The organism is Dankookia rubra, assembly GCF_004355005.1.
Lineage (GTDB): Bacteria > Pseudomonadota > Alphaproteobacteria > Acetobacterales > Acetobacteraceae > Paracraurococcus > Paracraurococcus ruber_A.
The window spans coordinates 116,180-135,865 of the sequence record NZ_SMSJ01000006.1 but is presented as its reverse complement, the minus strand read 5'-3'; the positions used below and the strand labels follow the sequence as shown (position 1 = coordinate 135,865).

Here is a 19,686-nt window from a genome sequence, read left to right as displayed (position 1 = left end):
ACCACGGCCTTCCGCGCGCGTCAGTAGGTGGCGAAGATCCGGCCGATCTCCGCCGGGTCGGTCGTCACCGTCAGGGCCAGCGCCAGCAGGATGCGCGCCTTCTGCGGGTTCAGGTTGTCGGCCGGGATGAAGCCGGCCTCGGCCAGCTTGGTCGTCGGAAAGACGCGGCCGCTGCCGGCGCGGGTGGACTGCATGACGACGACGCCCGCATCGCGGGCGTCCTTCAGCGCCGCCGCGTCGCCCGGCGTGACGAAGCCCGGGGCGAAGCCGGCGGCGATGATGCCGCGGGCACCAGCGGCGACGAAGGCGCGCACCGCGGTGCCGTCGGCATCCGAATAGCTGTAGGCGATATCGACCCGCGGCAGCTCGGGCAGCTTGCGGATGTCGAACTCCGTCTCCGGCGCCAGCTTGCGCAGCGGCTTGCGGTACCAGGCGAGGCGGTCGCCATCGGCATGGCCCAGGGCGCCGAAGTCCGGGCTGCGGAAGGTCTGCATCCGTCCGGTCGAGGTCTTGGTCACCTCCCGCGCCGCCTGGACCTCGTCGTTCAGCAGCACCAGCGCGCCGAGGCCGCGCGCCTCCACGCTCGCGGCGACCCGAACGGCATTCACCAAGTTCAGCCCGGCATCGGTCGAGAGCGAGGAAGCCGGCCGCTGCGAGCCGACCACCACCACCGGCACCGGGACCTTCAGGGTCAGCGAGAGGAAATACGCCGTCTCCTCGAGCGAGGCGGTGCCATGGCCGATGACGATGCCTGCCAGGTCCGGCGTCTCCGCCGCCACCCTGTCGCAGAGCAGGACAAGTTCCTGCCACTGCCTCCAGCCGATCTGCGGCGAGGGCACGTTGCGGTAGGGCACTGCGAAGACTTCGGCGACCTGCTGCACCTCGGGGAAGCGGTCGAGGATGCCGCCGGCCTGCAGCATGACGCCGTTGGCGCCGTAGTCGACGTAGTCGAGCGGGCCCTTGCCGATGGAGGCGATGGTCCCGCCGGTCCCGATGAAGGCTACCTTCTTCACGCTGCTTCCTTCGTGTCCGTGGCGGCGAAGCCGGCGATGCATTCATCGACCGCCAGCACGTCGCCGAATTGCAGGTAGAAGGCGATGAGCGAGGCCGCATGTTCCTCGTCCGTCATCGCCGCGCAACCGTCCGGCACCATCACCGTCCGGAAGTTCAGCATCATCGCGTCGCGCGCGCTGCTTTCGCAGCAGACGCCGGTGACCGTGCCGGTGATCAGCACCGTGTCGAATCCGCGCGCGCGAAGCCGTGCCGGCAGCTCGGAGCTGCCCTGGATGAAGGCGCTGTAGCGGTACTTGCGCACCACCTCGTCGACCGGCTGCACGTCGAGCGCCGGCCAGAGCGCGTTGCCGACCGTTCCCTCGCTCATCGCCGCGGCGCGGCGGGCGCGGGCCGCCGGCGTCGCCATGTCCTGCATGACGGACCATTCGGCTTCGCAACGCGCATCGAAGGTATTCTGGATCCAGAAGACGCCGCCGCCGGCCCGGCGCAGCGCCCCGGCCAGCCGGTTCACCGCGGGCACGACATGCTCGGCCATCGGGCACCAGGCATGCGCCACGTCCTCCCGCATGAAGCCGTTCTGAAGGTCGACCACAACCAGCGCGGTGCTTTTCGGGTTGAGTCGCGCGAAGGGGTGCGGCGTGCCGCAGCGCGCGGCGACGCGGGCCTGGATGCTCTCAGGCAGCGTGAAGGGGTGCATACGGGGCCCTCTCGGCAGGAATGCGGGCCGGAACTGCGATCCTCGGCCGGCTCTGGCGGCCGGTGCGGCAGCCTAGGGCCGCCCCAGTCCCGCCGGCAAGGCACCCCGGCCACTGCGCTTTGCGCCGCACGGCAATCCATGGAATGCATGGCGCGCGCGGCGCGGCCCGGTTCCTGCTAAGGCCCGTGGCGCCCCCTGCCCGGAGCCCGCCCCACCATGCCCGCCTTCGTCCCACCCGGCGTCATCGGCCACAACCGCAGCCTCTTTGCCCGCAATTACGCCATCCTGCCGCCGGACGGCATGTTTCCAAGCCTGCTGCCCGGGCTGCGCAACGCCCAAGTCTACTACCAGGCGACGCCGCTAATGGGCGCCCGCTTCGCGCAAGGGACATTGGAGGTCTTCCCGGGCGGCGGCACCGCCGCGCCGCGCGACGACGGCTACGAGCATTTCCTCTATGTCCAGTCCGGCACGTTGGAGATCGCCGCGGGCCGCGAATCGGCCAGCTTGGCGCCGGGCGGTTTCGCCTATGTCCCGGCCGGCACTGTCCTGTCCTTCGTCAACAAAGGCGCCGAGGCGTCCCGCAGCATCTGGATCAAGCGCCGCTACGTCCCCGCCCCCGGCCAGGACGCGCCCGCCCCGCGCTTCGGCAGCCGAGACACGACGCCGCGCACCACGGTCGACGACAGCGGCCGCTGGCGGCAATACCTGCTCGGCACCGCCGACGTGTCGATGGATTTCGAGATGAACGTGATGGGCTTCGCGCCCGGCACGCATTTCCACTGCGTCGAGACCCACATTTTCGAGCACGGGCTGGTCATGCTGGAAGGTCAGGGGCTGCAGCTGCTGGACCGCGACTGGCACGAGCTCTGGACCGGCGACTTCGTCTGGATGGGCAGCTTCGTGCCGCAGCAATTCTACTGCACGGGCTGGGAGGGCGCCGCCTACCTTCTGTACAAGGACGTCAACCGGGACGTGGAGGTCTGATCCATTCAGGCACCCTCCGCTGCCGAGATGAAAGCCTTCGCCGCGCGCTCAGATGCAGCGGGTTGGCGACAGCTGTCGCTGCATGTGGCGCTGCTGCTGGCGACCGGCACGCTGGTGGCGCTGGCGCCGGGCTGGTGGGTGCTGCCGGCCATGCTGCTGCTGGGCGTGGTGCAGGTCGCGCTCTTCGCACCCTTCCACGAAACCTCGCACTACACGGCCTTCGCCGATCGCCGGGTCAATGCCGTGGTCGGCTGGCTGTCCGGGGCGCCGGCGCTTTACAACTGGCATTTCTACCAACTCTACCACACCGCGCATCACCGCTTCACCCAGGACCCGGAACGTGAGCCGGAGCTGTTGACGCCGCCGCCGACGACGCTGGACGGCTACCTGCTGCGCGTTCTGTCGATCCCCTATTGGCGCTTCCGCATGATCATCCTGCGGGACGGGCTGCGCGGCGACCTCTCGGCCTATCCCTATATCGGGGAGGCCGCGGCGCCGCGCGTCATCCGCAGCATCCGTGGCGAGGTCGCCTTCCTGCTGGGTGGCGCCTTGGTCTCGGCATTGGTCTTCGGCTGGGAAACGCCCTTCCTGTTCTGGGTGGTGCCACAGCTGCTGGCGCAACCGCTGCTGCGGCTCTACTTGCTGGCCGAGCACACCGGCTGCAGCACCGACCGCAACGGGCTGACCAATACCCGCACCGTGCTGACCTCGCCCGCATTGCGGCTGTTGATGTGGAACATGCCCTACCACGCCGAGCATCACCTCTATCCTTTCGTCCCCTTCCACCGCCTCGCCGGTGTGCATGCCGTGCTGAAGGAGAAGCTGGCCCACCTGCAGCCGGGCTATGCTCGCTTCCACGCCGACTTCGTGAAGGCGCTGCGGGCATGAGCTGGCCGACCGCGGAAGGCACCTTCCACCTCGGCGACGTGCCGCTGCACAAGGGCGGCGTGCTGCCGGATGCGAAGCTGGTCTGGAAGACGCACGGGACCCTGAATGCGGCGCGCGACAACGTCGTGCTGTACCCGACCAGCTACGGGGCGCAGCATCCGGACCTCGAATGGCTGATCGGGCCGGACGGCATCCTCGACCCGACGCGCTGGTTCATCGTCATCCCCAACATGTTCACCAACGGGCTGTCCTCCTCCCCGTCCAATTGCGCGCCCTGGCCGGCCCTCGTCACCTCCTGGGACAGCGTCGCGGCGCAGCGCCGGCTGCTGCGGGAGGTTTGGGGGATCAAGCGCCTGCATTGCGTCTATGGCTGGTCGATGGGCGCGCAGCAGGCCTATCACTGGGCCGCGGCGCATTCGGCCGAGGTCGCGCGCGCCGTGGTGCTCTGCGGCAGCGCCCGCACCGCCGTGCACAATCAGGTTTTCCTGCGGAGCCAGATGGCGATCCTGGAAGCCGCCCCCGAGTATGACGGCACCGCACTGTTCTCGGCCCAGCCGGTCAGGGCGCTGCGCGCCTTCGGCCGCAGCTATGCCGCCTGGGCGCTGAGCCAGGATTTCTACCGCGAGGGATTGCACCTTACTGCGCTCGGCGCGCCGGATCTGGAGACCTTCCTGGTGCGAGACTGGGAACAGCGCTTCGGCCGCCGCCCCGCCGCAGACCTGCTGGCCCAGCTTCGCATCTGGGACGCCGGCGACATCAGCGACCATCCGCGCTTCGGCGGCGACCTGGCCAAGGCACTCTCGGCGATCGAAGCGCGGGTGCTGCTGATGCCGGGCGAGACCGACCTCTATTTCCGCGTCGCCGACAACGTGGCGGAGCTGCCGTATCTGAGGCACGGCAGGCTGCTGCCGATCCCGAGCATCTGGGGCCACCGCGCCGGCAACCCGCAGCCGAACCCGGCGGATGCGGCCTTCGTCAAGGCGGCAGTGCGGGAACTCCTCGACAGTTAAAAGGCCGGGGAGAAGGTATTCTCCCCGGACCCCTCATCTACTTTTCTCAGGCGGCAGCCGACACGCGGCGAGTGCAAGGCTCACGAAAAGGAACGGCAGGGCTTGGGGAGGGAACACCCTTCCCTTCCCAAGCCCCGCCCATCAATGCGCCAGCCGCTCCAGCGGCACGTCCAGCCGCAAGGTCAGTCCAGCCGCCGCCCAGTCATGCGCGATGCTGCCACCGAGCTGGGTGATCGCGCCGCGTTCCGCCAGCACCGTGCCGAAGCCGCGGCGCTCAGGCGGGCCTTCCACCGCCGGGCCGCCGCGTTCCTGCCAAGTCAGCGTCAGCCGCCCGTCATGCCGTTCGCCGGTGATGGTGACGCAGCCTTCCGGGCCGACCAGTGCGCCGTACTTCGCCGCATTGGTCGCCAGCTCGTGCAGGATCAGCGCCAGCGAGGTCGCCGCCTTGACCCCGATCGGCGCGTCGTCGCCCAGCACGCGCACGCGCTCGCCGCTCAATTCCGCATAGGGCGCCAGCAGCTTGCCGAGCAGCCCGTGCAGCGTGGTCTCGAGCTCCGCCGGGCGGGAATCCGGTCCGTGCGGCCGGACATATTCATGCGCCGTCGCCAGCGCATTCAGCCGCCGCCGCAGCACGCCCGCGAAACTCCGCGTCTCGGCCGAGGCGTTCATCGCCGAGAGTGAGACCATGCCGCCGACCACGGTGAAGATGTTCTTGATGCGGTGCGAGAGCTCCAGCGCCAGCAGCTCCTTCGCCTCCTCCGCCTGGCGGCGCTCGGTCACGTCGACCACAACGCCGGGGAAGCGCGTGGGCTGCCCGGCCCGGTCGTGCTCGCAACGGCCGCGCGCCGCAACCCAGCGGATGCTGCCATCCTTCAGCAGCACGCGGTACTCGGCCTCGAAGGCGCCGTCCTGCGTGCCGGCCAGGGCGGCGTTGATCGCCGCCTCGGTCGCGGGCAGGTCTGCCGGATGGATCGCCGGCAGCAAGGTCTCGATCGGCAGTCCGGCGGCGACCGCCTCCGGCGTTACCGAAAACAGCCTGGCATAGCCGGGATCAGCGGTGATCCGGTTGGCCGGCACGTCCCAGACCCAGGCGCCCACCATCTCGGCCGCGCTGAGCGCCAGCCGCAGCCGCTCCTCGCTGATGCGGAGCCGCTCTTCGACCTGCTTCTGCTCCTCGATGTCGGTGCAGGTGCCGAACCAGCGGATGATGCGGCCTTGCTGGTCCCGCACCGGCAAGGCACGGCCGAGGGTCCAGCGATAGACGCCGTCGGCACGGCGCAGCCGGTACTCGATCTCGTAGGGCACGCCGGTCTCTAGCGAGTGCCGCCAACGCGCCCAGGCCCGCACTTGGTCGTCCGGGTGGAACATGCCGTTCCAGGCGACGCCGTCGGTGGAGCCGGCCGGCATGCCGGTGAATTCGTACCAGCGCTGGTTGTAGTAGTCGTGGAACCCGTCGGGCTGGGTAGCCCAGACCATCTGCGGCATGCTGTCCGCCAGGATGCGGAACTGCCGCTCGGACTCGGCGATCGCGGCGGCATCGGCCTCCCGCGCCTTCAGCGCCCGCCGCAGCTCCAGCTGCGACATCACCTGCCGAGCCAGCACCTGCAGGGCGAAGGCCTGCTGCTGGGTCAGTCCCTCCGGCCGTGGCTCCCGGTCCAGGACACAGAGCGTGCCGAGCGGCAGCCCCTCCTCCGTCTCCAGCAGGGCGCCCGCATAGAAGCGCAGGTGCGGCGCGCCGGTAACCAGCGGGTTGCAGGCGAAGCGGGCATCCCGCGTGGTGTCGGTCACCACGAAGAGCCCGGGCCGCAGCAGCGCATGGGCACAGATCGAGACGTCGAGCGGCGTCTCCCGCACTCCCAGCCCGATCTCCGCCTTGAAGAATTGCCGCTCCTCGGCAATCAGGTTCACCACGGCAAAGGGTGCGTCACAGATCTGTGACGCCAGCCGCACCACCTCATCAAATGCTTGTTCCGGATGAGTATCAAGAATGGAGTAGCTGTCCAGCGCCGCAAGCCGCGCCCGTTCGTCCCAAACGGTCGGCGCGGCTGCGGTTTGGCCTGGCTCGAATCCGGCCGGCATCATGATGGTATCTTTCCTTCCGGCCCTCGCGCCGGCTGCTCCGGGCAGGGTAGAGCCCCAGCACCGGCCGCCGATCGAAGTCTCAACCCCGACTCGCCAGCCCGGCCAGGAACGTTCGCTCGATATCCTGGGGATCGTATGGCTTGGGAAGGAATGGCGCCTGCCGCAGCGGCAGTGGCACCTCCTCCCGCCTCGCCCCGGAGACAAAGGCGAAGGGCGTTCCGCATTCAGCCAGCAGATGCGCGACCGGGAAGGTCTTGCCATCCAACACGTCGATATCCAGCAGCGCGGCGTCGAATTCCGCCTCGCTCAGCGCGCGGCTGGCCTCCTTCACCGAATTCGCCACCGCAACATCCGCATCCGTGGCCCCGAGCACGATCGCCTCGAGGTCGAGCGCCACCATGGGATCGTCCTCAACGATCAGTATACGCCGTCTCCGCATAACTCGCCTTGCTTTAGGTCCATCGGGGGGTTCAGCGTCTATATACGCCATGACCGCCAGCGCGTTCGCCATCGCAGCAGAACGTGAAACCCCGCCCCGCTGCCCCCAGGAAACCGTGCGGGTTTCGCGCCGCACCCGGACCCGTTCCGGCGTCGGCCCGTCCTTCCTCCCGGCCGCTGTCGGCACCGCGGCCATTCTTGACGCAGGCGTCACCTTCGGTGTGTCATCCCGCCAACCAGGAGGGACACCTACCGCGTGAGCCAGGATCCGCCACGCATTGTCATCGCCGGTGCCGGGCATGCCGGCGGCTCGGCTGCAGCCTTCCTGCGCCAATATGGCTGGAAGGGCAGCATCGTGCTGGTGGGCGAGGAGCCGAACGCCCCGTATCAGCGCCCACCCCTGTCCAAGGCCTGGCTGAAGGGCGAGGCAACGGCCGAGAGCCTGGCCTTGCGCCCGGCCCGCTTCTACGCCCAGCAGACCATCGAGATGCGGCTCGGCACGCGGGTCGTCAGGGTGGATCGTGCGGCGCGGCGGGTGACGCTCTCGGACGGCGCGGTGCTGGGCTATGACCGGCTGATCCTGGCACTTGGGGCACGACCGCGTGCGTTGCCGCTGCCCGGCGCGGAGCTCGCCGGCGTGATGGCCCTGCGCGGCACCGCCGATGCCGATGCATTGCACGCGGCGCTCGGCCCGGGGGCGCGCCTGGCGGTGATCGGCGGCGGCTATATTGGGCTGGAGGTCGCGGCCTCCGCCCGAGCTCTGGGTGCCGAGGCTTTGGTGATCGAGCGCGAGGCGCGCGTGCTGGCGCGCGTCGCCGGCCACACGCTCTCGGCCTTCCTGGAGGCACAGCACCGGGCCCGCGGCGTCGAAATCCTGACCGGCGTCGAGGTTGCTGCGATCGAGGGCGAGGGCGGCGCGGCGCGGGCCGTGCTGCTGGCGGACGGCACCCGCATCCCCTGTGACACGGTGCTGGTCGGCATCGGCGCGGTGCCGAACACGGAACTGGCCGAGGCGGCCGGGCTGGATTGCGCCGGCGGCGTGGTGGTGGACTTGGCGGCGCGCAGCAGCGACCCGTCCATCTACGCCATTGGCGACTGCACCCAGCGGCCCCTGCCCCTGTATGGCCGCACGGGACGGCTGGAAAGCGTGCCGAACGCGATCGAGCAGGCCAAGCAGGCCGCCGCCGATATCTGTGGCCGCGCCCCGCCGCCACCCGAGGTTCCGTGGTTCTGGTCCGACCAGTTCGAGTTGCGGTTGCAGATGGCGGGCCTCGCCTTCGACGTGCACGAGGCGGTGGTTCGCGGCGACAGCGGGGCCCCCGGTTTCGCCGTATTCCACCTCGACCCCGAGCATCGCGTGCTGGCGGTGGAAGCCGTCAATGCCCCAGCCGAGTTCATGGCAGGGCGCATGCTGGTGGCAAGGCAGGCGCGGGTGGCGCCGGCCATCCTGCGCGACGCGGCACAGCCGCTGCGCGACCTCACCGCTTAAGCAAGAACGAGACACAGGGAAGACGTCCATGCCGCAGGTCACCTATATCGAGCACGATGGCACCGCGCATCAGGTCGAGCTGGAGGAGGGGCTTTCGGTCATGCGCGGCGCGGTGGACAACGGCGTGCCGGGGATCGACGCCGATTGCGGCGGCGAATGCGCCTGCGCCACCTGCCACGTCTTCGTCGAGGAAGCCTGGCTGGAGCGGACCGGCGAGCCGAGCGAGCAAGAGGCGAGCATGCTGAGCTTCGCCGCGACGGCCCAGCCGAACTCGCGCCTGTCCTGCCAGATCACGATGAGCGCGGCGCTCGATGGCCTTGTCGTCCGGCTGCCCGAAGCCCAGCACTGAGGGAGAGTAAGCGATGAACGCCCCCGTCAGCTACGATCCGCATGCCGATGCCTGGACCACGCCGCTCGACCAGCTCGACCCGGGCAACCCGGCGCGCTTCCAGGACGATACGATGTGGCCGACCTTCGCGCGGCTGCGGCGCGACGCGCCGGTGCACTACAGCACCACCAGCCCGATGTTCGGCCCCTACTGGTCGGTGACCAAGTACAAGGACATCATGGCGGTCGAGGTGAACCATAAGGCGTTCAGCTCCGACAGCGGCTTCGGTGGCATCTCCATCCGCGACCGGCCGAAGGAGCTGCAGCTGCCGATGTTCATCGCCATGGACCCGCCGCGGCACGACGATCAGCGCAAGGTGGTGCAGCCGATCGTCGCTCCCGCCAACTTGGCGAAGCTGGAAGGCATCATCCGCGACCGGGTCTGCACGATCCTGGACGGCCTGCCGCGCAACGAGACCTTCAACTGGGTCGAGCATGTCTCGATCGAGCTGACGGTGACGATGCTGGCGACGCTGTTCGACTTCCCCTACGAGGACCGCCGCAAGCTGAGCTTCTGGTCGGATTGCGCGACGGCGGCGCCCGAGGCCGGCGGCTACATCGACTCGGAGGCGAAGCGCGAGGAAGTCTTCGCCGAATGCCTCGCCTATTTCACCGACCTGTGGAACCAGCGGGTGAATGCCGATCCGCGGCCGGACCTGATCTCCATGCTGGCGCACGGCGAGGCGACGCGGAACATGACGCCGCGCGAATACCTCGGCAACCTGATCCTGCTGATCGTCGGCGGCAATGACACCACGCGTAATTCGATCAGCGGCGGCGTGCTGTTCCTCGACCGGAATCCCGGCGAATACGCCAAACTGCGGGCCAACCCGGGACTGATCGAGACCATGGTGCCGGAGATCATCCGCTACCAGACGCCGCTTGCGCATATGCGCCGCACCGCGGTGCAGGACGTCGAGCTCGGCGGCCAGCGCATCAAGGCCGGCGACAAGGTGGTCATGTGGTACATCTCCGGCAACCGCGACCCGGAGGCGATCGAAGAGCCGGAGCGCTTCATCATCGACCGCAAGCGGCCGCGCCAGCATCTGTCCTTCGGCTTCGGCATCCACCGCTGCGTCGGCAACCGGCTGGCGGAGCTGCAATTGAAGATCCTGTGGGAGGAGATCCTGAAGCGCTTCGACCGGATCGAGGTGGTCGGCGAGCCGAAGCGCGTCTTCTCCTCCTTCGTGCACGGGATCACCGACCTGCCGGTGCGTATCCCCGGCTGATCAGCCCTCCCGGGCCGCCGTGGGCAGCCCGTGCAGGATCAGCCGCACCGCGAAACGCGCGGCGCCGTCCGGATCGGGCGGCGCACGCCGCAGCATCTGTTCGCCGATATAGCGGGCGATGCCGATCGCCCCCGCCGTCAGATAGGCGGTATCGGCCCCGGGGGCGAGCCGGTCGCCGAGGATGCCGGTGAGAGATTCGCGGATTTCCTCGAAGACCGCGCGCTGCGCCGGGGTCGCGTCCATCCGCACATGCGGCGGGCCTGCGGCGGTGCCGCCGTATTCCTCGACCAGAAAATGGAAATAGGCGCGCAGCGCACCACCCAGCCAGGCTTCCAGGTCCATCGCCTTCGCGCGTTCCGCCCGCAGCAGCGGACGCAGCCGCTGCGCCGCATCGGCCGCCAGCGCGCGGGCGATCTCCTCCTTGGAACGGAAGTAGTTGTAGAAGGTGCCGGAGGCGAGGTCGGTGGCGCGTATGATGTCGCGCACGCTGACGGCTTCGTAACCCTGCTCGGCGAAGGCGCGTCGCGCGGCGGCCAGGATGGCCTCCCGGTTCCGCGCCTTGGTCTGGGCGCGCCGGCCGGCCTCAGTGACGTCGCTGGAACTCGACATGCCGCCCAGGAAAAACCCTGCGCGGCGATCGGGCAAGGGGCTTCGGCGATCCGCCCGACTTCGGCTAGCATCCCGGACAAGACGCGAAGGGGGAAATGCGACATGACGGATATCGGCATCGGCGCGCCGGTCAGGCGGGTGGAGGATGCGCGTTTCCTGCGCGGTGCCGGCCGCTTCGTCGATGACATCGCGGCACCGGGCGCGGCATACCTGCACGTCCTGCGTTCCCCGCACGCCGCGGCCCGCATCACCGCCATTGACACCACGGCGGCCCGCGCTATGCCGGGCGTGCTGCTGGTGCTCACCGCGGCCGAGCTCGACATACCGGCGCGGCTACGCTGTGTCACGCCGCGGCACCGGCGGGACGGCTCGCCGCTGGTGCAGCCGCCCTGGCGGGTGCTGCCGGCCGATGCGGTGCGGCATGTCGGCGATGCGATGGCCGCCGTGGTGGCGACGACGCCGGCCGCGGCGCAGGATGCGGCCGAGCGGATCGAGGTCGGCTACGAGCCGCTGCCCTCCGTCACCGACCTGGCCGAGGCGGCGCGCACGGGCGCGCCGGCGGTCTGGCCCGACTTCGCGCCGGACAACGAGTGTTTCCATTTCTCCTTGGGCGACTTCGCCGCGGTGGAGGCGACCTTCGCCCGGGCGGCGCATGTCGTCGCGCTCGACTACCGGATCAGCCGCGTCTCGGCCAATCCGATGGAGCCGCGGAATGCGCTGGCGACGCACGACCCGATCGAGGACCGCTACACCCTCTATACCGGCACGCAGCTGCCGCATGTGATGCGGAACGAGATCGCCGAATTCGCGCTCGGTATCCCCTCCAACCGGCTGCGGATCGTCTCTCCCGATGTCGGCGGCGGCTTCGGGATGAAGGAGAGCCCCTTCCCCGAGCATGTGCTCTGCCTGCTGGCGGCGCGGCGGCTCGGCCGGCCGGTGCGCTGGACGGCGACGCGGACCGAGAGCTTCCTGAGCGACAGCCATGCCCGGGACAATGTCTCGACCGCCGAGCTTGCCGTCGCGGCGGACGGCACCTTCCTGGCGATGCGGGTGCGCACGCTGTCGAACATGGGCGCCTATCTCGCCTGGCAGGGGCCGGTCTCCTCGACCAACAACGTGGGCGGCCTCGCCGGCGTCTACCGCACGCCGCATATCTGCACTGAGGTGACGGGCTACTTCACCAATACCCAGCCGACCGCACCCTATCGCGGCGCCGGGCGGCCGGAGGCGATCCATGCGATGGAGCGGCTGGTCGACCTCGCCGCCGGCAAGCTCGGCATGGACCGCGCGGAGATCCGCGTCCGCAACATGATCCGGCCGGAGGAGATGCCGTTCCAGACCGGCCTCGATTACGCCTATGACAGCGGCGACTTCCCGCGCAACCAGGCGCTGGCGATGCAGGCGGCGGATTGGGACGGCTTTCCGGCGCGACGCGCGCAGTCGGACGCACGCGGCATGCTGCGCGGCATCGGCATCGCCAATGCGATCGAGAGCGCCGGCGGACCGCACCGAAAGCCGCTGGAGGAAGGCGCCGAGATCCGCTTCGATTCCGGCGGCACCGCCACCATCCTGCTCGGCAGCCACAACCACGGCCAGGGGCATGAAACGGTGTTCCGCCAGATCATCGCCTCGCAGCTCGGCCTGGCGCCGGACCGGGTGCGGATCCAGTTCGGCGACACGGACGTGGTGGCGCATGGCCGCGGCACCATCGGCTCGCGCAGCATGATGGCGGCCGGCGGCGCGCTGGTCGGCGCGGCGGAGAAGGTGATCGCCCGCGGCAAGCAGATCGCCGCGCACCTGCTGGAAGCGGCTGAGGCGGACATGGAATTCGCCGATGGCACCTTCCGCGTGGTGGGCACCGACCGGGGCCTCGGGCTCGAGGCGGTGGCCAAGGCCAGCTACGTGCCCGGCGCGCTGCCGGACGGGGCGGAGCTCGGCCTCGGCGCCGCGCTGGTGACCCGGCCGGGCGACGCAACCTTCCCGAACGGCTGCCATGTGGCCGAGGTGGAGGTGGACCCCGAGACCGGCGAGACGCGGCTGCTGGCCTATGCCGTCGTCGATGATGTCGGCACCGTCATCAACCCGCTGCTGGTGAAGGGGCAGATTCATGGCGGCGTGGCGCAGGGCTTCGGCCAGGTCTTCGGCGAGGCGATCCTGTACGCCGGGGGCCAGTTGCTGACGGCGAGCTTCCAGGACTACCCGATGCCGCGCGCCAGCGACTTCTCCGACATCCTGGTGAAGAGCAACCCGGTGCCGACCAGGACCAACCCGCTCGGCGTCAAGGGCGCCGGGGAGGCCGGCACGGTCGGCGCGCTGCCGGCGCTGGTCGGCGCGGTGGTGGATGCACTGCGGCCACATGGCGTCACGCATCTCGAGATGCCGCTGACGCCGGAGCGGGTCTGGGCAGCGATGCGCGGGTAGCGCTACGCCTTCGCGCCCCGCACCAGGCGGCCGGGCAGCGCGCCGGTCGCCTCGCCATCGCGGTAGGTGACGGCACCGTTCACCAGCGTGGCGGTGTAGCCATCGGCGCGCTGCACCAGCCGCTTGCCGCCGGCCGGCAGGTCGTAGCGCATCACCGGCACCTTCACCTGCAGCCGGTCGTAGTCGATGACGTTGATGTCCGCCTTCTTCCCCGCCGCCACCAGGCCGCGATCCGCCAGGCCAAGCGCCATCGCGTTGTCGCGGGTGAGGCGCTTCACGGCGAATTCGAGCGGGAGCCTCGGCCCGCGGGTGCGGTCGCGGGTCCAGTAGGACAGCATGTGGGTGGTGGACGACGCGTCGCAGATGATGCCGACATGCGCGCCGCCGTCGCCGAGGCCCATCAGCGTCTGCGGATGCTCCACCATGGTCCGCACCGCCTCCAGGTCGCCATCGGCGTAGTTGATGATCGGGCGGTTGAGGATGGCGCGGCCACCCTGCTCCATCATCCATTCCCAGGCCAGCTCGGCCGGCGCCATGCCGCGGCGTGCGGCGGTAACGCCGAGGCTGGTCTCCGGCAGCGGCTCGTAATCCGGCGGATCGCCCAGCCTGAAGATCATGTCCCAGGTATTCAGCCGCGCCCGTATCGCCGGGTCGGCGATCTCCTCCGCCAGCAGCCGTGCCTTGATTTCGGGGTCGCGCAGCGCCTGCATCCGCTGCTCGAAGGGCAGGTTAGCGACCGCCTGCCAGGAGGGCTTCGCCACGAAGGGGTGCTGCGACAGCTCGAAGCCGAACATCAGCCCGACCGGGCGGGCCATGACCTGCCCGGTCATCCGGATGCCCTCGCGGTTCGCCGCCTCGATCCTCTCCAGCAGGAAGCGCCAGAGCCAGGGCCGGCTCTCCCGCTGCAGCAGGGAAAAGGTCATGGGACGACCGGACGCCGTGCAGATGCGCTGCAGCCGGGCGAACTCGTCCTCCGGCTCATCGAAATCGGAGATCACCTGCATCCAGGACGCCCCGGCCTCGCCGACCGCGCGGCCGATCGCCTCCAGCTCGTCCTCCGGCGTCCCCAGCGTCGGGATATGCCGCCCGTCCAGCGTCTTGTGGGCGATGGCGCGGGAGGTCGAGAAACCCAGCGCGCCGGCACGGATCCCCTCGGCCGCAAGGCGTGCCATCTCGGCGATCTCCGCCGGCGTCGCCACCGCATGCGCCGCGGCCCGCTCGCCCATGGTGTGGACGCGCAGCGGCGCGTGCGTCACCTGCGCGGCAATGTCCATGTCGTAGTGGCGCGCGTCGAGCGTGTCCATGAACTCGCCGAAGGTCTCCCAGCTCCAGGGCAGGCCTTCGGCCAGCACCACCTCGGGCAGGTCCTCGACGCCCTCCATCAGCTTGACCAGCGCATCGCGCCGCGCCGGGAGGCAGGGCGCGAAGCCGACGCCGCAATTGCCGATCAGCGCCGTCGTGACGCCGTTGTAGCTGCTGCTGTCGATCCGGCTGCTCCAGGTGGCCTGGGCGTCGTAATGGGTGTGGATGTCGACGAAGCCGGGGGTGACGATCTTGCCGCGGGCGTCGATCTCCTCCGTCCCACGCCCGGCCACCTTGCCGACCTCGACGATCTTCCCGCCGGCGATCGCCACATCGGCCTCGAAGGGCTTGCCGCCGCCGCCATCCACCACGGTGCCGCCGCGGATCACCATATCCAGATCGGGCATGGAACGTCTCCCTCGCTTTGCCGGCAGGATGGGCCGGGGGACGGGCCTGTCAACCGACTTCCGCGCGGCGCATCATGCCCGGAAAGAGGGAGATACCGTAACGTGGCCAATATCCTGCTGATCCACGGCGCCTATCAGGGCGGCTGGATCTGGACCCGGGTCGCCGCCAGGCTGCGCGCCGCGGGCCACCTGGTGCTTGCCCCCAGCCTCGACGGCTGCGCCGAGCGGGCGCATGCCATCCGCCCCCGCATCACCACCGAGAGCCAGGCGGAGGAACTGGCCTCCCTGCTGTTCCACGAGGATTGGCGGGATGCGGTGGTCGCCGGCACCTCGACCGGCGGGATGGTGATGTGCAAGCTGGCTGAGCTGGCGCCGGAGCGCATCGGCCGACTGGTCTTTGCCGATGCCCTGGCGCTGCAGGATGGCGAGAAGTTGCCCGACATCGTCGCCCGGCCGACCGCGGTGAACACCGAACTGACCAGCGGGCCGAGCCGGGCGGATGCCGAGGGTCGGCTCTTCGCCGAGCTGGATGCCGGGACCCGCGCCTGGACGCTGGAGCGGATCTGCCAGCACCCGATCCTCCCCATGACGGCGCCGGTGGTGCTGCCGCGCTTCTGGTCGATGCCCTGGCAGGCCAGCGTGGTCTGGTGCCGCCGCAGCCAGAACCCGCCGGTCGCGCACCAGCGGCGGCTGCAGCAGGCGCTTCGGGCCGCCTGGCATGAGCTGGATACCGGCCATTACCCGATGCTGAGCGAGCCGGCGGCCCTGGCCGGGCTCATCGCCGAGTAATCGTTGCGATGCGCCGCCCCGGGCCTATCTTGCACCGCAGCAGGAGTGCCCGATGCCCGCGCCGCATACCCTCGCCGAGCTGGAAGCCGATGTTGCCCGCGAGCTGGCGCTGACGGCCCATCCGCGCGCGCCCTGGCTGGTGCCGAAGACCAGCGGCGGGGCACCGGTGCTGGACTGCCTGGTGATCGGCGCCGGGCAATGCGGCCTGGCCGTCGCGCATGCCCTGCGGCGCGACCGGGTGGACAACATCCTGGTGGTGGACCGCGCCCCGTCGGGGCGGGAGGGTCCCTGGGTCACCTATGCCCGGATGCACAACCTGCGCTCGCCGAAGGATCAGATCGGCCCGGACCTCAAGCTGCCCGCCCTCACCTACCAGGCCTGGCACGAGGCGCAGTGGGGCGAGGCGGATTTCGCGGCGATGCCCTGGATCCCGAAGGAGCGCTGGCAGGACTACCTCGGCTGGTTCCGCGGGGTCACCGGCATCCCCGTGCGCAATGGCGTCGCTGCCGGCGCGATCTCCCCCGCCCGCACCGATGACGGCCTGCCCTGCCTGGCGGTCGAGACCAGCCGCGGGCCGCTGCTGGCGCGGAAGGTGGTCATGGCGACAGGGCAGGTCGGGATCGGGCACTGGTGGATGCCGGAATTCGTCGCGGCGCTGCCAGCCGCGCTGCGCGCCCATGCGGCCGACGGGATCGACTTCGCCGCGCTCGCTGGCCGCGTCGTGGCGGTGCTCGGGGCCGGCGCCTCCGCCTTCGACAATGCCGCGGTGGCGCTGGAAGCCGGCGCGGCCGAGGTTCACCTGTTCTGCCGCCGTGCCGAGCCGATGGACGTGCAGCCCTATCGCTGGCTGACCTTTGCCGGCTTCCTGAAGCACCTGCACGAGATGCCGGACGCCTGGCGCTGGCGGTTCATGGCGAAGATCCTCGGGATGCGGGAAGGCTTCGCGCAGGACACCTACGACCGCGCCAGCCGCTTCCCCAACTTCACCATGCATCTCGGCCGGCCCTGGACCGATGCGCGGGCCGAGAACGGCCGTGCCGTGCTGGCGACGCCGCGCGGCGACTTTGCCGCCGACTTCCTGATCTGCGGCACCGGCGTGCGGATGGATCCGGGCGCGGTGCCGGAACTGGAGCATTGCGCCGGCAACATCGCGCAATGGCACGACCGCTACGCGCCGCCACCCGAGGAGGCCGACGAGCGCATCGGCCGCTTCCCCTACCTGAACCCCGACAGCTCCTTCGCCGAGAAGCGCCCGGGCGAGACGCCCTGGATCCGCGACATCCACCTGTTCGGGATCGGAACCAGCCTGTCCTTCGGCCCCGCCGGGAGCTCGATCAACGCGATGAGCATCGCCGCGCCGCGGGTCGCCGCCGGGGTGACGCGCGGCCTGTTCGAGGCCAACATGCCGCGGCTCTACGACGATCTGCTGGCCTATGACCTGAAGCAGGTGCGGCTGGACCCGGCGCGGATCGCCGCGGAGTAGCCGGCCGCGCCATCCCGTGCTGGGATGCCCCGAGCAGCGCGGAGACCACCATGAGCCTCGCCGAAGGTCGTATCCCCGTCCTCGACATCGCGCCGACCCTGGCCGGCGAGCCCGCCGCGGCGGAGGCGCTGGCCGAGCGCGTCGCCCGGACCTGCGAGGATACCGGCTTCCTGGTGCTGTCCGGCCACGGCATCGACCCGGCCCTGCCGGCCGGCTGCTTCGAGGCCGCGGCACGCTTCTTCGCCCTGCCGGAGGAGGTCAAGCTGTCGCTCAAGGTGGGTGCGCTCAACATCGGCTTCCTGCCGACCGGGGCGCAGGTGATCCGCACCAGCAGGGTGGCCGAGGTGAAGAAGCCCAACCTGAACGAGAGCTTCTACATTATCCGCGACCGCGGCCCCGACCACCCGGACATCCTCGCCGGCAAGCCTTTCGTCGCGCCCAACCGCTGGCCGCCCGGCCTGCCCGGCTTCCGCGAGGCGACGCTGGCCTATTTCACAGCGATGGAGGCCCTGGCCCTGCGCCTGCTGCCGGTGGTCTCCATGGCGCTCGGCATGCCGCGGGACTACCTGGCCGGCGACTTCCGCGACCCGGCCTGCACCCTGCGGCTGATCCGCTACCAGCCGCAGCCGGAGCCCGAGGAGGGCCGCTTCGGCTTCGCCCCGCATATCGATACCAACCTGATCACCTTCCTGGCGCAATCGGCCCTGCCCGGGCTGGAAGTACGGACCCGGGAGGGCGAGTGGCTGCGCCCGCCGGCCATCCCCGGCACCTTCGTGGTGAACACGGCCGAGATGCTCGGCCGCTATTCCAACAACCGCTTCGCACCGACACCGCACCGGGTGGTGAATGCCGCCAACGAGATGCGCTATGCCATTCCCTTCTTCTTCGGCCCCGACAACGACGCGGTGATCCGCCCGGTACCGAGCTGCGTCTCGGCGGAGAACCCGGCGTGCTACGAGCCGCTGCTGTACGAGGATCATCGCCGCAAGCTGAACCAGGCGAATTTCGCCCATCGGCAAGCGCCAGCCGAGGTCTGATGGCAGCAAGGCCGGGGAGGAAAAGTATTCCCTCCCCGGACCCCTCCCTTCCTTTCTGGGAGTCGGGTGCCGCCGCGCGGCGAATGCCAGACTCACAGAAATAGATGAGGGGTCCGGGGAGAATACCTTCTCCCCGGCCTTTGGGGGCTTCGCGCCCGCCGCCGCCCGGGTCTAATCTCCCCGCCAACGGCGACTCTTTGGGGAAACGGGCCATGGACGGCTTCAATATGGGCGGGATTCCGGCACTGGCCGAGGAGCACCGGATGGTGCGCGACCTCGTCGTCAAGTTCGTCGAGCGCGACCTGATGCCGCTCGAGGCCGCGGTGCTGAAGCGGGAATCCGAGGGCCAGCGCTACGGGCTGACGCCGGAGGAAGAGGCCCCGTTGCTGAAGACCTGCAAGGAGCTCGGCCTCTGGGGCCTGGATGTACCCGAGGAGTTCGGCGGCGCCGACCTGCCGCTGGCCGCCCTCATGGCGGTCGAGGAGGAGATGGGCCGCACCGTCACACCCTTCCTCTTCCCGCCCGACAGCCCCAACCTGCACATGCTGAAGGCGGTGGCGAACGAGGACCAGCGGCGCCGCTACCTCGACCCGTATGCGCGCGGCGAGATGCGCTCCTCCATCGCCATCTCCGAGCCCGGGGCCGGCGGCGACCCGGCGGGGATGACCACCCGCGCGGTCAGGGATGGCGACGGCTGGGTCATCAACGGCCGCAAGATCTGGGTCAGCGGCGTGCCCCGGGCCGACTTCATCATCCTCATGGCGCGGACGGGTGAGGGCAAGCGGCAGGAAGGTGTCACCGCCTTCATCGTCGACCGCGGCACTCCGGGCTTCGTCATCGAGCGCGAGATCCCGATGATCGGCGGGAGGCGGACCTACGAGCTGGTCTTCGAGGATTGCCGCGTCGCCGACGCCCAGGTGCTGGGCAAGCTCGGCGAGGGCTATGCGCCGATGCAGCTGCGGCTGAACGTGCGCCGGCTGCAGATGGGCGCGCGCTGCACCGGCATGGCGCGGCGGGCCTTGGCCATGATGTGCGAGCAGGCGAAGAACCGCACCACCTTCGGGGTCAAGCTGGCCGACCGCCAGGCGATCCAGTGGTGGATCGCCGAGGCCGCGACCAAGATCCACATCTGCCGCCTGATGGTGCGCGATGCCGCGGCGAAGATGGGCGCCGGCGAGGACGTGCGGACCGAGGCCTCGATGCTGAAGGTCTTCGCCACCGAGATGGCGCAGGAGGTGCTGGACCACGCTATGCAGACCTTCGGGGCCATGGGCATGACGAAGGAGCTGCCCCTCCAGCTCATGGCCAACCAGGTCCGGGTGCAGCGGATCTACGAAGGCCCGAGCGAGGTGCACCGCATGGCGATCGCCAAGCGGGTGCTGAAGAACGGCATCTGATCCGCGACCTTCGGGGGGAAACA

At 70.0% G+C, this 19,686-nt stretch carries 17 protein-coding genes; 11 read left to right on the top strand and 6 right to left on the bottom strand.

Annotation, left to right across the window (positions count from 1 at the left end):
* Positions 1–20: 20 nt before the first annotated feature.
* Complete coding sequence (locus E2C06_RS07635) at positions 21–1,013, bottom strand: asparaginase (protein WP_241671164.1); 993 nt, start codon at positions 1,011–1,013, stop codon at positions 21–23.
* Positions 1,010–1,711: an isochorismatase family cysteine hydrolase gene (locus E2C06_RS07630; protein WP_133287994.1), complete on the bottom strand. Its 702-nt coding sequence runs from the start codon at positions 1,709–1,711 to the stop codon at positions 1,010–1,012. The genes E2C06_RS07635 and E2C06_RS07630 overlap by 4 nt, the downstream gene beginning before the upstream one ends.
* Positions 1,712–1,927: 216 nt before the next feature.
* Between E2C06_RS07630 and allE the strand changes: the two genes are divergently transcribed.
* The 3 genes from allE to E2C06_RS07615 are packed head-to-tail and all read left to right on the top strand — an operon-like array spanning position 1,928 to position 4,593.
* Entirely contained in the window at positions 1,928–2,695 is a 768-nt protein-coding gene (gene allE, locus E2C06_RS07625) for a (S)-ureidoglycine aminohydrolase (protein ID WP_133287993.1), read from the top strand.
* Between the two features lie 27 nt (positions 2,696–2,722).
* Positions 2,723–3,583 carry a fatty acid desaturase gene (locus E2C06_RS07620; RefSeq protein ID WP_133287992.1) on the top strand — a complete coding sequence of 287 codons (861 nt, stop codon included), beginning with the start codon at positions 2,723–2,725 and terminating at the stop codon, positions 3,581–3,583.
* Positions 3,580–4,593, top strand: a complete 1,014-nt coding sequence (locus E2C06_RS07615; protein ID WP_133287991.1) for an alpha/beta fold hydrolase — start codon at positions 3,580–3,582, stop codon at positions 4,591–4,593. The genes E2C06_RS07620 and E2C06_RS07615 overlap by 4 nt, the downstream gene beginning before the upstream one ends.
* Positions 4,594–4,734: 141 nt before the next feature.
* Here the strand turns inward: E2C06_RS07615 and E2C06_RS07610 are convergent, their stop codons facing one another.
* Both E2C06_RS07610 and E2C06_RS07605 read right to left on the bottom strand, forming a co-directional pair.
* The gene (locus E2C06_RS07610) at positions 4,735–6,675 is read right to left on the bottom strand and encodes a PAS domain-containing protein (protein WP_206664467.1); all 1,941 of its coding nucleotides are present in this window, start codon (positions 6,673–6,675) and stop codon (positions 4,735–4,737) included.
* 79 nt (positions 6,676–6,754) lie between these two features.
* Positions 6,755–7,075: a response regulator gene (locus E2C06_RS07605; RefSeq protein WP_206664466.1), complete on the bottom strand. Its 321-nt coding sequence runs from the start codon at positions 7,073–7,075 to the stop codon at positions 6,755–6,757.
* 294 nt (positions 7,076–7,369) lie between these two features.
* On the opposite strand from E2C06_RS07605, the gene E2C06_RS07600 reads away from it, so the two are divergent.
* From E2C06_RS07600 to E2C06_RS07590, 3 genes are read left to right on the top strand one after another with little or no spacing between them, the layout of a single operon-like run.
* Positions 7,370–8,602: an NAD(P)/FAD-dependent oxidoreductase gene (locus E2C06_RS07600; RefSeq protein WP_133287990.1), complete on the top strand. Its 1,233-nt coding sequence runs from the start codon at positions 7,370–7,372 to the stop codon at positions 8,600–8,602.
* Positions 8,603–8,630: 28 nt separating this feature from the next.
* Positions 8,631–8,951 carry a 2Fe-2S iron-sulfur cluster-binding protein gene (locus E2C06_RS07595; RefSeq protein ID WP_133287989.1) on the top strand — a complete coding sequence of 107 codons (321 nt, stop codon included), beginning with the start codon at positions 8,631–8,633 and terminating at the stop codon, positions 8,949–8,951.
* 13 nt (positions 8,952–8,964) lie between these two features.
* Positions 8,965–10,218: a cytochrome P450 gene (locus E2C06_RS07590; protein WP_133287988.1), complete on the top strand. Its 1,254-nt coding sequence runs from the start codon at positions 8,965–8,967 to the stop codon at positions 10,216–10,218.
* On the opposite strand, the gene E2C06_RS07585 is transcribed toward E2C06_RS07590, so the two are convergent.
* Positions 10,219–10,863: a TetR/AcrR family transcriptional regulator gene (locus E2C06_RS07585; protein ID WP_206664465.1), complete on the bottom strand. Its 645-nt coding sequence runs from the start codon at positions 10,861–10,863 to the stop codon at positions 10,219–10,221.
* Positions 10,864–10,929: 66 nt separating this feature from the next.
* On the opposite strand from E2C06_RS07585, the gene E2C06_RS07580 reads away from it, so the two are divergent.
* Complete coding sequence (locus E2C06_RS07580; RefSeq protein WP_133287987.1) at positions 10,930–13,248, top strand: xanthine dehydrogenase family protein molybdopterin-binding subunit; 2,319 nt, start codon at positions 10,930–10,932, stop codon at positions 13,246–13,248.
* 2 nt (positions 13,249–13,250) lie between these two features.
* Here E2C06_RS07580 and E2C06_RS07575 read toward each other — a convergent pair whose 3' ends face one another.
* Positions 13,251–14,957, bottom strand: coding sequence for an N-acyl-D-amino-acid deacylase family protein (locus tag E2C06_RS07575; RefSeq protein WP_133287986.1), 1,707 nt, complete (start codon positions 14,955–14,957; stop codon positions 13,251–13,253).
* Positions 14,958–15,059: 102 nt separating this feature from the next.
* Between E2C06_RS07575 and E2C06_RS07570 the strand changes: the two genes are divergently transcribed.
* The 4 genes from E2C06_RS07570 (at position 15,060) to E2C06_RS07555 (ending at position 19,663) form a co-directional block, all read left to right on the top strand.
* On the top strand, positions 15,060–15,746 hold the full coding sequence (locus E2C06_RS07570; protein WP_165982262.1) for an alpha/beta fold hydrolase: 687 nt from the start codon (positions 15,060–15,062) through the stop codon (positions 15,744–15,746).
* A 52-nt stretch (positions 15,747–15,798) separates the two neighbouring features.
* Complete coding sequence (locus E2C06_RS07565) at positions 15,799–17,229, top strand: NAD(P)-binding domain-containing protein (protein ID WP_133287984.1); 1,431 nt, start codon at positions 15,799–15,801, stop codon at positions 17,227–17,229.
* A 50-nt stretch (positions 17,230–17,279) separates the two neighbouring features.
* Positions 17,280–18,266: an isopenicillin N synthase family dioxygenase gene (locus E2C06_RS07560; RefSeq protein WP_133287983.1), complete on the top strand. Its 987-nt coding sequence runs from the start codon at positions 17,280–17,282 to the stop codon at positions 18,264–18,266.
* Between the two features lie 212 nt (positions 18,267–18,478).
* Entirely contained in the window at positions 18,479–19,663 is a 1,185-nt protein-coding gene (locus E2C06_RS07555) for an acyl-CoA dehydrogenase family protein (RefSeq protein WP_206664464.1), read from the top strand.
* The last annotated feature ends 23 nt before the right edge of the window (positions 19,664–19,686 follow it).

What these genes read in the sequence shown, in the direction of transcription:
- E2C06_RS07565 (WP_133287984.1), top strand. Translation starts at nt 15,799, where the DNA reads ATGCCCGCGCCGCATACCCTCGCCGAGCTGGAAGCCGATGTTGCCCGC.
- E2C06_RS07595 (WP_133287989.1), top strand. Translation starts at nt 8,631, where the DNA reads ATGCCGCAGGTCACCTATATCGAGCACGATGGCACCGCGCATCAGGTC.
- E2C06_RS07620 (WP_133287992.1), top strand. Translation starts at nt 2,723, where the DNA reads ATGAAAGCCTTCGCCGCGCGCTCAGATGCAGCGGGTTGGCGACAGCTG.
- E2C06_RS07630 (WP_133287994.1), bottom strand. Translation starts at nt 1,711, where the DNA reads ATGCACCCCTTCACGCTGCCTGAGAGCATCCAGGCCCGCGTCGCCGCG.
- E2C06_RS07610 (WP_206664467.1), bottom strand. Translation starts at nt 6,675, where the DNA reads ATGATGCCGGCCGGATTCGAGCCAGGCCAAACCGCAGCCGCGCCGACC.
- E2C06_RS07575 (WP_133287986.1), bottom strand. Translation starts at nt 14,957, where the DNA reads ATGCCCGATCTGGATATGGTGATCCGCGGCGGCACCGTGGTGGATGGC.
- E2C06_RS07555 (WP_206664464.1), top strand. Translation starts at nt 18,479, where the DNA reads ATGGACGGCTTCAATATGGGCGGGATTCCGGCACTGGCCGAGGAGCAC.
- E2C06_RS07615 (WP_133287991.1), top strand. Translation starts at nt 3,580, where the DNA reads ATGAGCTGGCCGACCGCGGAAGGCACCTTCCACCTCGGCGACGTGCCG.
- allE (WP_133287993.1), top strand. Translation starts at nt 1,928, where the DNA reads ATGCCCGCCTTCGTCCCACCCGGCGTCATCGGCCACAACCGCAGCCTC.
- E2C06_RS07560 (WP_133287983.1), top strand. Translation starts at nt 17,280, where the DNA reads ATGAGCCTCGCCGAAGGTCGTATCCCCGTCCTCGACATCGCGCCGACC.
- E2C06_RS07605 (WP_206664466.1), bottom strand. Translation starts at nt 7,075, where the DNA reads ATGGTGGCGCTCGACCTCGAGGCGATCGTGCTCGGGGCCACGGATGCG.
- E2C06_RS07580 (WP_133287987.1), top strand. Translation starts at nt 10,930, where the DNA reads ATGACGGATATCGGCATCGGCGCGCCGGTCAGGCGGGTGGAGGATGCG.
- E2C06_RS07590 (WP_133287988.1), top strand. Translation starts at nt 8,965, where the DNA reads ATGAACGCCCCCGTCAGCTACGATCCGCATGCCGATGCCTGGACCACG.